13 protein-coding genes and 1 tRNA gene are annotated in these 13,439 nt (G+C 36.1%); 6 read left to right on the top strand and 8 right to left on the bottom strand.

Going from position 1 to position 13,439, the window contains the following annotated elements:
• Positions 1 to 78 precede the first annotated feature (78 nt).
• A complete protein-coding gene (locus tag IPI65_05255) occupies positions 79 to 855 on the top strand; it encodes a hypothetical protein (GenBank protein MBK7440941.1) in 777 nt (258 codons plus the stop codon).
• A gap of 41 nt (positions 856 to 896) precedes the next feature.
• Positions 897 to 2,216 carry an amino acid permease gene (locus IPI65_05250; GenBank protein MBK7440940.1) on the top strand — a complete coding sequence of 440 codons (1,320 nt, stop codon included), beginning with the start codon at positions 897 to 899 and terminating at the stop codon, positions 2,214 to 2,216.
• Here IPI65_05250 and IPI65_05245 read toward each other — a convergent pair whose 3' ends face one another.
• The 6 genes from IPI65_05245 to IPI65_05220 all read right to left on the bottom strand — a co-directional run bounded on the left by IPI65_05245 (position 2,217) and on the right by IPI65_05220 (position 8,344).
• On the bottom strand, positions 2,217 to 3,335 hold the full coding sequence (locus tag IPI65_05245) for a glycosyltransferase (GenBank protein ID MBK7440939.1): 1,119 nt from the start codon (positions 3,333 to 3,335) through the stop codon (positions 2,217 to 2,219).
• The gene (locus IPI65_05240) at positions 3,332 to 4,288 is read right to left on the bottom strand and encodes a glycosyltransferase family 2 protein (GenBank protein MBK7440938.1); all 957 of its coding nucleotides are present in this window, start codon (positions 4,286 to 4,288) and stop codon (positions 3,332 to 3,334) included. Before IPI65_05240 ends, IPI65_05245 begins: the two co-directional genes overlap by 4 nt.
• Positions 4,288 to 4,821 (bottom strand): DUF4199 domain-containing protein, encoded by a 534-nt coding sequence (locus tag IPI65_05235; protein ID MBK7440937.1) that lies wholly within the window; start codon positions 4,819 to 4,821, stop codon positions 4,288 to 4,290. Before IPI65_05235 ends, IPI65_05240 begins: the two co-directional genes overlap by 1 nt.
• A 1-nt stretch (position 4,822) precedes the next feature.
• Positions 4,823 to 6,088 (bottom strand): dihydroorotase, encoded by a 1,266-nt coding sequence (pyrC, locus tag IPI65_05230; protein MBK7440936.1) that lies wholly within the window; start codon positions 6,086 to 6,088, stop codon positions 4,823 to 4,825.
• Between the two features lie 12 nt (positions 6,089 to 6,100).
• On the bottom strand, positions 6,101 to 8,137 hold the full coding sequence (locus IPI65_05225) for a BatA domain-containing protein (protein MBK7440935.1): 2,037 nt from the start codon (positions 8,135 to 8,137) through the stop codon (positions 6,101 to 6,103).
• A gap of 133 nt (positions 8,138 to 8,270) precedes the next feature.
• Positions 8,271 to 8,344 (bottom strand) — tRNA-Pro (locus IPI65_05220).
• Positions 8,345 to 8,534: 190 nt separating this feature from the next.
• Here IPI65_05220 and IPI65_05215 point away from each other — a divergent pair.
• Entirely contained in the window at positions 8,535 to 8,975 is a 441-nt protein-coding gene (locus tag IPI65_05215; GenBank protein ID MBK7440934.1) for a hypothetical protein, read from the top strand.
• A gap of 60 nt (positions 8,976 to 9,035) precedes the next feature.
• Here IPI65_05215 and IPI65_05210 read toward each other — a convergent pair whose 3' ends face one another.
• Positions 9,036 to 9,644 (bottom strand): cytochrome c oxidase subunit 3, encoded by a 609-nt coding sequence (locus IPI65_05210; GenBank protein MBK7440933.1) that lies wholly within the window; start codon positions 9,642 to 9,644, stop codon positions 9,036 to 9,038.
• Between the two features lie 75 nt (positions 9,645 to 9,719).
• Here IPI65_05210 and IPI65_05205 point away from each other — a divergent pair, with 75 nt between their 5' ends.
• Positions 9,720 to 10,220: a hypothetical protein gene (locus tag IPI65_05205; GenBank protein ID MBK7440932.1), complete on the top strand. Its 501-nt coding sequence runs from the start codon at positions 9,720 to 9,722 to the stop codon at positions 10,218 to 10,220.
• A 53-nt stretch (positions 10,221 to 10,273) separates the two neighbouring features.
• Complete coding sequence (locus IPI65_05200) at positions 10,274 to 11,095, top strand: SDR family oxidoreductase (GenBank protein MBK7440931.1); 822 nt, start codon at positions 10,274 to 10,276, stop codon at positions 11,093 to 11,095.
• Between the two features lie 86 nt (positions 11,096 to 11,181).
• Here the strand turns inward: IPI65_05200 and IPI65_05195 are convergent, their stop codons facing one another.
• Positions 11,182 to 12,114 carry a hypothetical protein gene (locus tag IPI65_05195; GenBank protein MBK7440930.1) on the bottom strand — a complete coding sequence of 311 codons (933 nt, stop codon included), beginning with the start codon at positions 12,112 to 12,114 and terminating at the stop codon, positions 11,182 to 11,184.
• Between the two features lie 229 nt (positions 12,115 to 12,343).
• Between IPI65_05195 and IPI65_05190 the strand changes: the two genes are divergently transcribed.
• The gene (locus tag IPI65_05190) at positions 12,344 to 13,399 is read left to right on the top strand and encodes a S8 family serine peptidase (protein ID MBK7440929.1); all 1,056 of its coding nucleotides are present in this window, start codon (positions 12,344 to 12,346) and stop codon (positions 13,397 to 13,399) included.
• Positions 13,400 to 13,439 lie beyond the last annotated feature (40 nt).

Here is a 13,439-nt window from a genome sequence, read left to right as displayed (position 1 = left end):
AGAGCCTCTCACAGGCTCTTTTTTTATGCCCACGCACAACTTAATTATGATTTAGTATATTTGAATAACAGATTACACATGCGTAAATTTTTATTACTGCTTTTAGTAAATATGTATTTAATTCAAGCTTGTAAGTTTGATAGTCAGGCGTATGCTGACAAAGACCCGGTGATTTATTTAGATAACTTGTTGCCAAGGCCTGATGTTATACCTTTTGAAATAAAAATAAATGATAAGGTTGCCATAGTTGATACAACAGGTGAATTTCAAATTGAATGTGAAATTCAGGATAAAGCGGATACCGTTTATTTAATTGGGTCAAAAGTTGGACGCTCTAATTTAACGCAATGGGTTACTGCAGCAGATTATAAAACATATTATTATAATAGTGCCTATAGTGTAATTCAAAATATCATTACCAATGCTTACAAGGTTCGAATTGGAGAAGGGCGTTTTAGTGAAACAATATGGGTAGCAGATAAATTTTTATATAAAGCACCTTGGATAAATATAACTTTATTAAAAAAGGGAGATTCAGTGATTATCCGGCAATTCGGGGACTTTGAACCTTACAAAGCAATAGTTACCGATGATGTAAAACCCCAAAATGATTTTGTGTATGTAAAATATAGCGAATACAGTGGTACGGGTACAGCAGATTATACTGATGTTTTTTATGGTGTTCGCGCCGCCCAAAGTAAGGATATTGTTCCGAGTAATATTTTATATTTTGACAAAATGTATTGGGTGATGGTTATAAATTTAAAGGATGACAATCATGCTATTGTAAGAAATGCCGGTTTTGCCGGGAAGGATATGATAGTGCCTTTGAGCAAATTAGAAGTATACTATTAAATCTGCCTGCCTGAATATTATTTTGTTATTTTTATTGCCGGATGTCCATTCAACCTAAACTCAAACGATTTGACCTTACCATGATAGTGGTGAGTTTAGTAATTGGTGTCGGCATATTCAGAACCCCATCTGTTGTAGCTTCTAATGCAGGTAGTGAATGGATATTTTTTGCAGCCTGGATTTTTGGAGGATTTATATCTATTTGCGGTGCACTTACTTTTGCAGAAATTGGCTCACGATTACCTGCTGCAGGTGGTTATTATAAAATTTTTTCCTATGCCTATCATCCGGCTTACGCATTTATGCTCAACTGGAGTCAGGTAATTATAAATGCAGGCAGCAGCGCAGGAGTTGCACTAATTGGAGCGGAATATATCACACCTATCATTTTTCCGGATGCATCAAATACCGAGCAAATTCAAAAAATAATTGCAGAGGTTATAATTCTGATTCTGTTTTTCATCAACTTTCTGGGTATTAAAATGGGTGCCAGAACACAAAACTTTTTATCCATTTTAAAAATCGTGATGATTACGGCGTTTTGTTTCGCCATTTTCGGAAAACCAGCATCTGAAAATACAATATTGGTAAACAACAATGGTGATTTTAATTTTATAGGTGCTTTTGGTGTAGCACTTATTTCTATATTTTTTACCTACGGCGGATATCAGCAAACAGTAAATTTTGGTGCTGATGTTGAAGAACCCAATAAAAATATTCCGCGAGCAATTTTTACAGGTATGGGAATTGTAATTGTATTATATCTCTTATTAAATTTCACGTATGTGCACGTTATAGGATTTGAAGCAATGAAAACTTCGCCATTAATTGCCAGCACATTAGCTGAAAAAATATTTGGTCCTGTTGGCGCTACGATTATTTCAGTGGTATTATTCACCTCAGTTTTGGGCTTCTTAAATACTTCTGTAATGAGTAACCCACGTGTTTACTACGCCATGGCAGAAGATAAAATTTTGCCACCGGTTTTTGCATCTGTTAATCCCAAAACACAAGTTCAGCAATTCGGACTAACTTTTTTTATTGCTGTAATGTTATTATCCGTATTTCTGCTCGGCGATTTTGAGAATATTGTAAACTATGTTTTATTTATAGATAGTATTAGTTTGGCAAGCGCTGCAGCTGCAATATTTATACTCAGAAAAAAATCTGCAGCTAATTATAATGGTTTTAAAATGAAGGGTTTTCCGGTAGTGCCATTATTATTTATTGCGACACTGTTGTTTGTAACCTACAACACCATTACCAGCGACCGTGAGTCATCGTTTTATGGATTTCTGATTTTCATTGGTGGTTTACCTTTATACTTTGTGATGCAATTTATTTTTAACCGGAAGAAATAATTAGGTAGCAGCAAGTGCAATAATCGACTGCATCATTCTGTCCCAACCAAAACGCAATTTTTCAGCTTTAATATTTTCGATAAATTGTGCTGCACGTTGATGTAAATAAAAATCATCAATGGCAGAAGCTATTGCATTTGAATCCACCTCAGTAACATAGCCTACTTTATAATCCGGAACCATCTCCGGCAACCCGCCAACATTAGTAACCAACATCGGTAATTCAAAATGATAGGCAATTTGTGTTACGCCACTTTGTGTAGCATGTTTATAGGGTTGCACCACCATATCCGCAGCACAAAAGAAATACTTCACTTCTTCATCGGCAATAAAATGATTAAACTGATGAACACGTGATTGTAATTGATATTTTTCAATTAATTCCTGATAAGGTTTATCATCGGTATAATATTCGCCCGCAATAATTAATTCAACATCCGATTTAATTTGTGGCATTGCCTGTAATAATAAATCGAGGCCTTTATAATCTCTAATAAATCCAAAAAATAAAATATAGTTTTTATTTGGGGCAAGATTTAATTTAGTGCAAGCAGCAGATTTACTCACCTTTTCACCAAAATTATCGAATAACGGGTGTGGGTTTGTTGCACGCATTTTAGTGCGGTCAAATTGCGTAAGGTCTTTTAACACACTTGCACTCATCACCACAAACTTGTCGCATTGATTAATAAAATATCTTGTAAATCGTTGGTCGTAAAACTTTTGTTCGTGCGGAATGATATTATCTGCGATACAAATCACCTTCGTTTTTTTATTTTTTTTGGCAATTTTTGCAATGGTACCAAAACACGGGGCCATAAATGGCATCCAGTATTTAATAATTAAAATATCAGGAGCTTGTTTTTGAATTTGCTTGCCGACTTTAATCCAATTAAGCGGATTTACGGAATTTACAGTGCGTTCAATTTTTAAATTTGCAGGTGCCGGGGAAGTTGAATATTGTGTTTTACCGGGGAATAAAATATTGGGATATTGTAACGTAAATGTAATTGCATTTACCTCGTGACCATTATCCTGAAATTCTTTGAGTAAACGTTCATTAAAAGATGCCAAACCACCGCGATACGGCCAAACTGTTCCAAGTAAAACAATTTTCATGCGATACCAATCTGTTGGTCTACCTGATAAGTATTTCTATCCGGTGAATTTCGTGAAATGAGTTCACCTAAAAATCCGGCAACAAATAATTGCACGCCAACAATAATAGCAACTAATGCGATATAAAATAACGGCTGGTCGGTAATTTGTCGGTACTTTTCACCGGAGTTCATTTTTAACAATTTTTCAATAATCAGCCAGATGGTAATAATACCACCGACTAAAAATGATAAAAAACCCATGGTGCCAAAAAGGTGCATCGGTTTTTTTCCGAATTTTGAAACAAACATTATGGATGTAAGGTCTAAAAAACCTTTCATAAATCGCTCCCATCCAAATTTAGATTGCCCGTATTTACGCGCGCGGTGTTCTACAACCTTCTCTCCTATTTTATAAAAACCTGCAGTTTTTGCTATTTGCGGAATATAACGATGCATTTCGCCATAAACCTCAATACTCTTTACCAGGTCTTTTTTATATGCTTTTAATCCGCAGTTAAAATCGTGTAATTTAATTCCGGTTATTTGTGAGGTTGTCCAGTTAAAAAATTTCGAAGGAATAGTTTTTGAAATTGGGTCATGGCGACGTTTTTTCCATCCGCTTACCAAATCAAGTCCATCGACCATAATCATTTTATACAATTCCGGAATTTCGTCAGGACTATCCTGCATATCGGCATCCATAGTAATTACTACATCCCCTTGAGCCACAGAAAAACCTTCGTTTAATGCTGCAGATTTGCCATAATTACGTCTGAATTTTAACCCTTTTACAGCAGGAAATTGATTGTGCAATTCACCAATAATCTGCCATGACTTATCGCGACTGCCATCATCAACAAAAATGATTTCGTACGAAAAATTATTATCCGTCATAACACGATGAATCCACTGTGTTAATTCAGGTAAACTTTCCTCTTCGTTTAATAATGGTATTACAACCGATATCTGCATTATGCTCTTCTTTGAGTAAATAATGATGCAATTAAAGCGCTGATTGTGCCAAAAAACAACATGCCGATCAACGACATAACAAATGTTCCAATTGGCGTAAAACTATGATTGGTAAATTGCATCGATTCTTTTATTTCTTCCTCTGTTTTACCATCAGCACGCAACGAATTTTCTGCAATTTCCCGCATTTGCCCAAGCAACTCTTTTCCGATAGTCAAATAAAATATTAATGTAAATATCGAAAATATTGCTGTTACAATCAAAACTACCATCATGGCAGTTCCAAAAGCACGGTCGAAAGGTAAAATACCTTTGAAAATTTTATCCCGCACTTCCAGTTGGGTTACAATAATAGCAACCAACAACAATACCATATTACCCAAGGCAATGCGCTCGTTCATATAACCCACATCAAAAAAATGTACTGTGAGTAAAATACCCATTAATATGAGCGACAACACAATACCATTGCGCACTACGATTGGTTTACGGGAGCCCGTTTTTTCTACCGAATCCGTATTGGTATTTTCCAAATTATATAGCTTTAAATTGATTGTTATTAATAATTGCCAGCGGTTTACCTTTCATCTTTTTTCCGATAAAAGCTGTATTGTGTGAACGCGACTTAATATTAGAATCGGCAAAATCTGCAATTTCACTTTCATTAAAAATGGTTAATTCTGCCAACCCATCTTGTTTAACTGATGGCACAGGCAGTTGTAAAATTTTGCGCGGATTAATTGCCAGCATGGTGATTAATGTTTCAGTTGAAACAGCATTACCGACTGCATAATTCACAGCACCAAAAGTAGCTTCCAAACTTTCCATTCCAAAAGCAGCGTATTCGAATTCAATTTCTTTTGCGTCATTTTCATGTGGCAAATGATAACTGCAAACTACATCAATAGTTCCATCTTGCATAGCACTTATTAACGCCGTTATATCTTCTTTTGTTCGAAGTGGTGGATTCACTTTGAATTTAGTATCGTAATCATGTAAAACCGATTCGTCGAAATAAATCTGATAAGCAGCAATACCCGCTGTAATTTTTATTCCACGCTTTTTAGCATCGCGAATATGAGGTAACGATTTTGCTGAAGAAATTACCCCGAGGTGCACATTTGAATCAGCATATTCAGCTAATTTAATATCGCGAATTACCATTAATTCTTCCAACACATCCGGAATACCATACATACCGAGCTGCACGCTCATTACCCCTTCATTCACATTTGCATTTCCAACAATTTTATGATCGTTGGGAATATTTATAATTACGCCATTAAATGGTTTAACATATTGCAGACTGCGCAACATAATTCCGGTATCGCGAATAGCAACATCAGCATCAGTAAAACCAACTGCTCCGGCATAATGCATGTCGTAAATTTCAGTTAGTTCTTTACCTTCTCTGTTTTTGGTAATTGCGCCATAAGGTAAAACAGTAACCGGTGATGCAGCCGATTTATTTATAACGTATTCTATTTCAGCTTTACTGTGTAATGCCGGCTCTGTATTGGGCATTAAACAAACCGTTGTAAATCCACCGGCAGCTGCAGCGGCTGTTCCGGTAGCTATTGTTTCTTTGTATTCATGACCCGGGTCGCCAAAAGCGGCCAGCATATCAACCCATCCGGGTGAAATACAATTTCCGGAATAATCGTAAACCTCGGCATCGCTGTTGGTGATAACATCAGCAATTTCGGCAATTACACCGTTATGAATACGAATAGATTTAACTGAAAGATGATGAGGTGAGGTTGGGTCTATAATCTTTACTCCCTGAATGATGCAATGCATAGTTGATTTTTACTACGGCAAAAAACGGATTAACAGGATCTCCGCCGCAAGGAATATCAGCACAAATATAATACAAAATTTCCATAGCGGTGTCCCAATGCTCATCTGTGTAACAACGTTTGCAAAGTTTCTGCCGGTATTATCTAAAATAGTGATGTTCTTAGCATTGTAAAGTGTTTTCAGGCTTTCCTCTGATTCGAAACTCAGGTCTGACTCACTTCTGTCGTAATTTAAAGCCAGGGTTTGACCTGTTTGCGGTATTGCATTTCCTGCAGTTTCAATGGCATAAGTTCCGGCTGTATTTGTATAGGCGCTTAGGTTAACAGCAGTTCGGTTGCCGGTTTTTCTGATTTCAGGTATAAATTCATTGTCTGCACTTTTCACTTTTAAAGTGGCATCACCGCTCAAATTGATACCCGGTAGCTCCAGCCATTTTGTATCGCCGATTGTGGCATATAATGATGCTTCTTTTTGTGTGCTGACAGCAATTTTATACATCATTGGTGCAAATAAACTCGCCTGCACGGGCAAATCAGTTATTTCACGATCGAGTGGCACAGCAGAAAGGTAAATCGTTCCCTGCTTAACAGGATATCCGGCAACCATTGGCCTGTGGTCGCCAAATTCCATTACCATTTCTTCTATGGTTTGGGCATAGGCATTTATTTCAAAACTTTGGGCAGCATAAGGGAGCGATAAGTTTTTAGGTATTTTTTCAAATACATCGGTAAAAACAGGATTTTTCGTATTAATGGCAATCACGTTTCTGTTTCTTTTTTGGAGATTGCCATATGTGCCAACACTGTTACTTTGCAAAAATGCATTTACAGAATTTAAATCCATATCAATTGCGGGGAAGATAATAATATTACAACCGCGTTCCAATTGTTGATTTAATGCTGCGGATAAACCTCCGGAAATAGATTTTACTTCATTTAAAATAATTAAATCAAATTTATCTAAAGCATTAAAATCAATTTGTGTAACAGCATTATTAGTTGTTGCGAAGAAATTATTTTTCCCGATCAGTGATTTTAAAAATGGATTTTCAGCATTTCCATTAATGGTAATTACCGGAATCTGACTTACCGGTTTAAAAGTAAAATATAATACATCATCAAAAGTTACCGGATAATCTTTTACGCTCAATTCGCCATTATACCAGCCCGGTTCAGTAAGTGTGAACGACATGGTATCAGTAATTTTACTATAAGCTCCAACCGTAATGTCGGCGATAGATTTAATTTGTTCATTTAATTTTAAAGAAACCGGCGCGTTGGTTATTTCTTCACTGCCGTAATTACTTATTGTATAACAAAGTTGTAATGGCTGATTTAAAATTTGAACCGGTGTAGCAAACCAAACAGAATCAACAGTAAGGTTGCGCTGTTCGTTACTTTTAAGTGGAACGAGGTTAATATTAAAGGTGGTATCATTTTCGAAGCCACCGGCATTTTTTTGAAAATCGCTTAAACTGTAAATCAACTTTTGTGTTCCGGCATCTTCGCGATTTAAAATATCTTTCTGGCGTTTAAAAATTTCATCCATATTGCGCACTTCAGGTGTTCGTTGCACCTGCGCTATCATCTGCAACATTTCATCTTTACTTACCAGTCGCTGATGTTTTGCTTCCATGTCGTTTGTAAGCAATTGAAATTTATCATCAACTGTATATCCCTGTACAATTTCTTCCGCTTTGCGTTTAGCAATATTTAATAATTGTTCATCATTATTAACAGCCTCCATACTAAAGCTGTTGTCAATGTAAATACTTACAGCACGATGTGCAGTAGTTTTTGCCGATTGGTTAGAAGGAATAAAAGGTTGTGCAAATGCAAAAACCAAAAAAGCAATTGCCAGTAAACGGGATAATAAAATAAACAAATGTTTCAGTTTACTTTTTGTTGCAGTTTCTTCCTGTATGTTTTTAAGAAACCGAACATTAGTAAAATAAACCGTTTTAAACCTGCGAAAATTAAACAGGTGTATAATAACCGGAATTGCCAGTGCTGCTAATCCAAATAAAAATGCCGGGTATACAAACTGCATATTGTTTAATTAATCGAGTTATAAACCAAAACTGAGGTAAATTTAGTATGCCTTCAGCTATGGTTTGGGTAATTTAATACACATTAACGGAAGGTAAATAAAAATAGCTGCCGGTAAGCAGCTAAAATACGTGTCGGGATGACAAGATTCGAACTTGCGACCCCACGCCCCCCAGACGTGTGCTCTACCGGGCTGAGCTACATCCCGTTTATGTTGAGCGCAAAAGTATAAACAGAAATTGATAAATCGATGAAAATTTATAAAATGTTGAATTTCAAGATGTTATAATTGATTTTGCTGTTTTAAATGGGGTATCATGCGTTATAATGATACCAGTTTGGCACGGTATTCGTATTTCATGTATCAAATAATTGATTAACTACTAAAACTTAAAATTATGAAAAAGATAATGGTAATGATGACAATCGCGATGATGGTTTTATCTACCAACATGTTTGCTCAAACAGCAAGTGGCGATTCGAAAGTAGCAGGTGAAAAGAAAGAAAAGGTGAAAGCTGCAACTACCGAAAAAAGTAAAGCTGCAGTAGTAAACCAAAAAGCCGAAAAAAAACCGGTTGCTAAAAAAGCCGCTACTCCTTCAAAAAGAGCAATTGCTGCAAAACATAAAGATGAGTTAAAAGGTAAATACGAAACTAAAGGCGAAGCGAAAGCAGCCGTAAAAGAACATCATGATGCGCAAACAACTACCGATAAAGAAAAAGTAAAAGCGCATAAAGCAGAAGTGAAAGCAAAATCCGGTAGCAAAGCAGAAGCGAAAGCAAAACTGCAACGCAAACACGATAAAAAAAGACGAGTAATTTTTTATATAGTTGGTTAAGGAGTGAAACAAACCTCTTCGGGTGATACCGGAGGGGTTTTTTTATGCCATTTAAATAACTTAGGTGTGATTGTATAAAAACGCAAGAAACAAATACACCCACAATAAATCGATAGTATGCCAGTAGGTAGCCAACATTTTAAAACGACTTCTTCTAATTGGGTCCGAAAAATAAATTAGCGCATTCACCTGGCTTCCGGTATGTTTATAAACGCGGAAAAATGCGGTTATTAAAAAAACCATCCCTACCAAAACGTGAATGGCATGCAAACCGGTTAGTAGGTATATATATGAAACACTGGTTGAGGTGTCAAGATGAAGATTCCGGCTATGTAATTGCTGCCAGCCTATCCATTGGCAAACTACAAAAGCAGTTGCAAAAATAAGGGCAATACCCACGTGAATCCGCAATTTTAAGGCATTGTCTTTATCATAAAAATGCACTGTTTTGCGCAAAAGCACGCTTACCAGAATAATAAATAAGGTGCTGAGCCAAAACACCCTTGGCAGCCGAAATGCAATCCAGTCCTCATTTTTGAAGGCAAAATAACCATAAGAAAAGGCTAAAAAAAGCACTACAATACCAACCAGCAAAAAATTTACTACAATTATAGCAGGGTTTTTGATGAGTGGTTTTTCACCTGAGTTATTTGTTCGGGTTAGTGCCATTGGGCAAAATTACGTTTTGATAACAATTTATCTGCTAACTTTGTTTTTCAACTTATGCTTAAAAAACTCTTCATTATGCTTTTAGCCGTTTCGCTGATTAGTTCAGCTGAAGCGCAAAACACCAAAAAGCCGCGTAGCCATTACTACGTTTTGATTGCCGATTCCACTTTTGTGCAGGCAATGCCTGAAAAGGGTGCCACTTTTAAGGCTTACTTTAAAAACGACTCCTTGTATAAGATAGAAACCTTTTTCGGTTTTAATTTCGGGGATGTTCGCCGTGAATATTATTATTGGAACGATTCCATTAGTCTGATAAATGAATATCAACGATTATATAATGCGAATGCTACGCCGCCGGTAAATTCCGACACGATAAAAGTTACTTATACAGGAAGGTATATCTTCAAAAAAAACAAACTGACAGATATCTCGCAAAAGGGTAGTTATAGCATTTCTGACACGCCTTCCAGCAAAGAGGAAACCCAGGCTGCCTTTTTAATGCTCACTAAAAAGTATCAGGATCTAGCTTACGAAAAGCGGAAGAAAAAGAAGAATCGCATTAAAATTAAGGATTAAGCAAAGGAAAACTTTGTATTTTCGCGACGTTACAATCACTAAAAACCACTAATATGGCTCATCAATTATTAAAAGGAAAAAGAGGAATTATTTTCGGTGCCTTAGATGAAAGTTCAATTGCATGGAAAGTTGCCGAAAAATGTTTTGAAGAAGGTGCTACTTTCACCTTAACCAATGCACCAATTGCAATGCGTATGGGTGCAATTAATCAATTAGCTGAAAAATGTAAAACTGAAATAATACCTGCTGACGCAACCAGTATTGAAGATCTGGAAAAACTGATTGACCGTTCAGTAGAAGTGTTAGGCGGTAAAATAGATTTTATTTTACACTCAATCGGCATGAGTCCGAACGTGCGTAAAAATCGTGCTTATACAGATTTAAGTTATGAGTTTTTGATGAAAACACTTGATGTTTCAGCTGTTTCATTTCACAAAGTATTACAATCTGCTTATAAAAAAGATGCTATCAGTGAATGGGGTAGTGTATTAGGATTAACCTACATCGCTGCTCAACGTACATTCCCAAGTTATAGCGATATGGCTGAGGCTAAAGCAACCTTAGAAAGTATAGGCCGCAGTTTTGGTTACCACTATGGTAAATTCAGAAAAGTAAGGGTAAATACTATCTCGCAATCACCAACCTGGACTACTGCAGGAAGTGGCGTAAAAGGTTTTGATGCATTTTTTAATTATGCCAACAGCCTTTCACCTTTAGGCAATGCAAGCGCTGATGCCTGTGCCGATTATTGTGTATTCATGTTCAGCGATTTAAGTCGTATGATTACCATGCAGAATTTATATCACGATGGTGGTTTCAGTTCAGTTGGTGTTAGTCAGGAAATTATGGATATGCTATCGAAAGATGAAGCATAAATAAAAGTTATATCATTTCATTTAAAATAAATCCTTGTCTTAACTAAAAGACAAGGATTATTTTTTTGTGGTGTTTAGAAATTATTTCAATAAAATAGTGGTGCCAAAATCAATTGAAAATTTTCTGGCGGATTAAGTGTGATGTTTTTATCATCTATATCAAATGGGATTTGTGTGATATCATTATTATACATCCAAAATAAATTATTGCTGATTGGCCCGGGGCCTTGACTGTGAGCGCCCAGCGTTGCCTGTATCAACACTTTTGTAGTCATTACCATGCTTCTGTTGTTTATTGGATGAAGCAGCACCGAGTGGCGGTTAGGAATGGAAAAAAGTGTTCCATACTTACCCAGTAATTCCGGGTAATTTTCAAATTGATAAATTATGTTCGGGCTAAAAAAGTGTGTGGCTGTTACCTGATGGATGATAATTTCTCCTAATTGAATTTGTTTGGGTGAATGTTTTGTTTTTGCATTTACATTTTCCATTCCCAGTTTAAATACTTCATCAAATGATTTATTCCATTTTTCTAAAAAATGTGGTTGAACATTAATAATACTATCAGGCATATCAAAAACCAGCATTGCAACAATATCACCACAAAAAGGTTTAGTTAACACGAGAAGTTCACCGGTTTGTTTGATGTAATTTTTATGATATAATCGGACAGCAATATGTGATTTAACTGATTCAAAATCAAGGGCTGTGGTATTAAATTTTTTTTGAGTTGTTGCTGCCCGCAATAAAGCATCAAAATAATCAGTAACAATTTTGTTGTACTTTTTTATTTTTTGTTGTTTACACGCTCGCGATACATTGCTTAATCCCAATGAGCCGGATAAGGCTTTATTATTTTTAATTGTAACTACTTCATCACCCAAATCATAATCCATTTTTTTTGATTTGAAATAACTATCCAGGGCGGCGAGGAAAGCAGTGTATTCATTTGGTTTGAAAAAGGTTGCCCATCCGGGCACAATCGAATAATCCGATTCGCGGGAAAAAAATGAGAACATAATAATTGTTTTTAAGGTTAATCGGGTAAAAATATCAAAAACTTAATAATCTCCAAACCGAAGAAATATTTTATTTGCTTATAAAAAATGACATCTTCAAAAACCATTTAGATGTTAAGCGATTATTAATAATATTGAAAAGGCAATAAGCGGTTAGCCGATTTTACGATACATGTACATCTACCCCCCAAAAAAATGTTAAAATTTTCAAATTCACGGAAAACCGTGAATGGTATGCCAAACCTTTTACCGAATTTTATTAAAGGAATTACCACAACATTACCATTTAGATGCTTCTGTAAACAACATGAACCGGGCAGTCACATTTAACGGAGAACTAGGTCAAACCCACAATTTAGTGGAAAGTGACGATATGATTATCGTTAGAACCCATGGTGGTGTTCGGCCTGAAGTGATTTTTTCCGGTAATGCTGCTATCAGTGAAATTTTTAGCCGATTTGAACTGATGAATACATTTAGTGACGCTTCCGCATTTGTATATAAATTGAAATCGGTTGTAATTGGTGCTGATTTATTAATTAATGAATTAAAACTTTTGGTTGCGGAAGCAGCCTTGCCACAAATCAGGTTTGTAGGTTCCGTTTTTGTTTATGCGAAAACAGGTATTTACCAGATTTACACCGGCAATATTTTTATTAAATTTTATGATGAACTGAGTTACAATAATGCCTTTAGTATTTTACTATCAAATGGATTTGTAATTAAGCGACAATTAGAATTTATTAAAAACGGATTTTTTTGTGAGCCCGTTGCTGATTTAGGTCGAAATATTTTTGATAAATGTCAGGAATTATTGCGCCTTAAACCTGTGGAATATTGTCACCCTGAATTGGTAGTCCGCCGAAGATCATTATTACAAAATGATATTACTGCTGCAGCAATTACAGCGCTTGAAAATAATTGGGTATTAAAAAAAGTAGAAGCAGAAAAAGCTTGGCAATATTCCCGGGGTGCAAATACGGTAATTTGTGTGATTGATGATGGTTTGGATTTTGCACATCCTGCATTTTCAATACCGGGGAAAATTATTTATCCGGTCGATTTAATGGATAAACAACGTAAACGATTGCCTGGTCATGCCATTGATGATATGCATGGAACAGGCTGTGCAAGTATTGCGTGCTCAGCAGATATACGATTCCCCGGCATGGCTCCTGATGCGCGGCTAATGCCAATACGTTCAATAGGTTTGGGTTCCATTACTGAAGCCGAAGCATTTGTGTGGGCTGCTAATAATGGTGCAGATATTATTTGCTGCAGTTGAGGACCACCGGCTGGTAATTTTACCAATCAAACAGATGATG

It is taken from the genome of Bacteroidota bacterium (genome assembly GCA_016706255.1).
Lineage (GTDB): Bacteria > Bacteroidota > Bacteroidia > Chitinophagales > BACL12 > UBA7236.
Note: the sequence above shows the minus strand (reverse complement) of the source record. Positions and strands in the feature narration are given on the sequence as shown.

Bases quoted from the DNA above. Each gene is read 5' to 3' on its own strand.
- IPI65_05255 (MBK7440941.1), top strand. From the start codon at position 79: ATGCGTAAATTTTTATTACTGCTTTTAGTAAATATGTATTTAATTCAA.
- IPI65_05250 (MBK7440940.1), top strand. From the start codon at position 897: ATGTCCATTCAACCTAAACTCAAACGATTTGACCTTACCATGATAGTG.
- IPI65_05245 (MBK7440939.1), bottom strand. From the start codon at position 3,335: ATGAAAATTGTTTTACTTGGAACAGTTTGGCCGTATCGCGGTGGTTTG.
- IPI65_05240 (MBK7440938.1), bottom strand. From the start codon at position 4,288: ATGCAGATATCGGTTGTAATACCATTATTAAACGAAGAGGAAAGTTTA.
- pyrC (MBK7440936.1), bottom strand. From the start codon at position 6,088: ATGCATTGCATCATTCAGGGAGTAAAGATTATAGACCCAACCTCACCT.
- IPI65_05225 (MBK7440935.1), bottom strand. From the start codon at position 8,137: ATGCAGTTTGTATACCCGGCATTTTTATTTGGATTAGCAGCACTGGCA.
- IPI65_05215 (MBK7440934.1), top strand. From the start codon at position 8,535: ATGAAAAAGATAATGGTAATGATGACAATCGCGATGATGGTTTTATCT.
- IPI65_05210 (MBK7440933.1), bottom strand. From the start codon at position 9,644: ATGGCACTAACCCGAACAAATAACTCAGGTGAAAAACCACTCATCAAA.
- IPI65_05205 (MBK7440932.1), top strand. From the start codon at position 9,720: ATGCTTTTAGCCGTTTCGCTGATTAGTTCAGCTGAAGCGCAAAACACC.
- IPI65_05200 (MBK7440931.1), top strand. From the start codon at position 10,274: ATGGCTCATCAATTATTAAAAGGAAAAAGAGGAATTATTTTCGGTGCC.
- IPI65_05195 (MBK7440930.1), bottom strand. From the start codon at position 12,114: ATGTTCTCATTTTTTTCCCGCGAATCGGATTATTCGATTGTGCCCGGA.
- IPI65_05190 (MBK7440929.1), top strand. From the start codon at position 12,344: ATGGTATGCCAAACCTTTTACCGAATTTTATTAAAGGAATTACCACAA.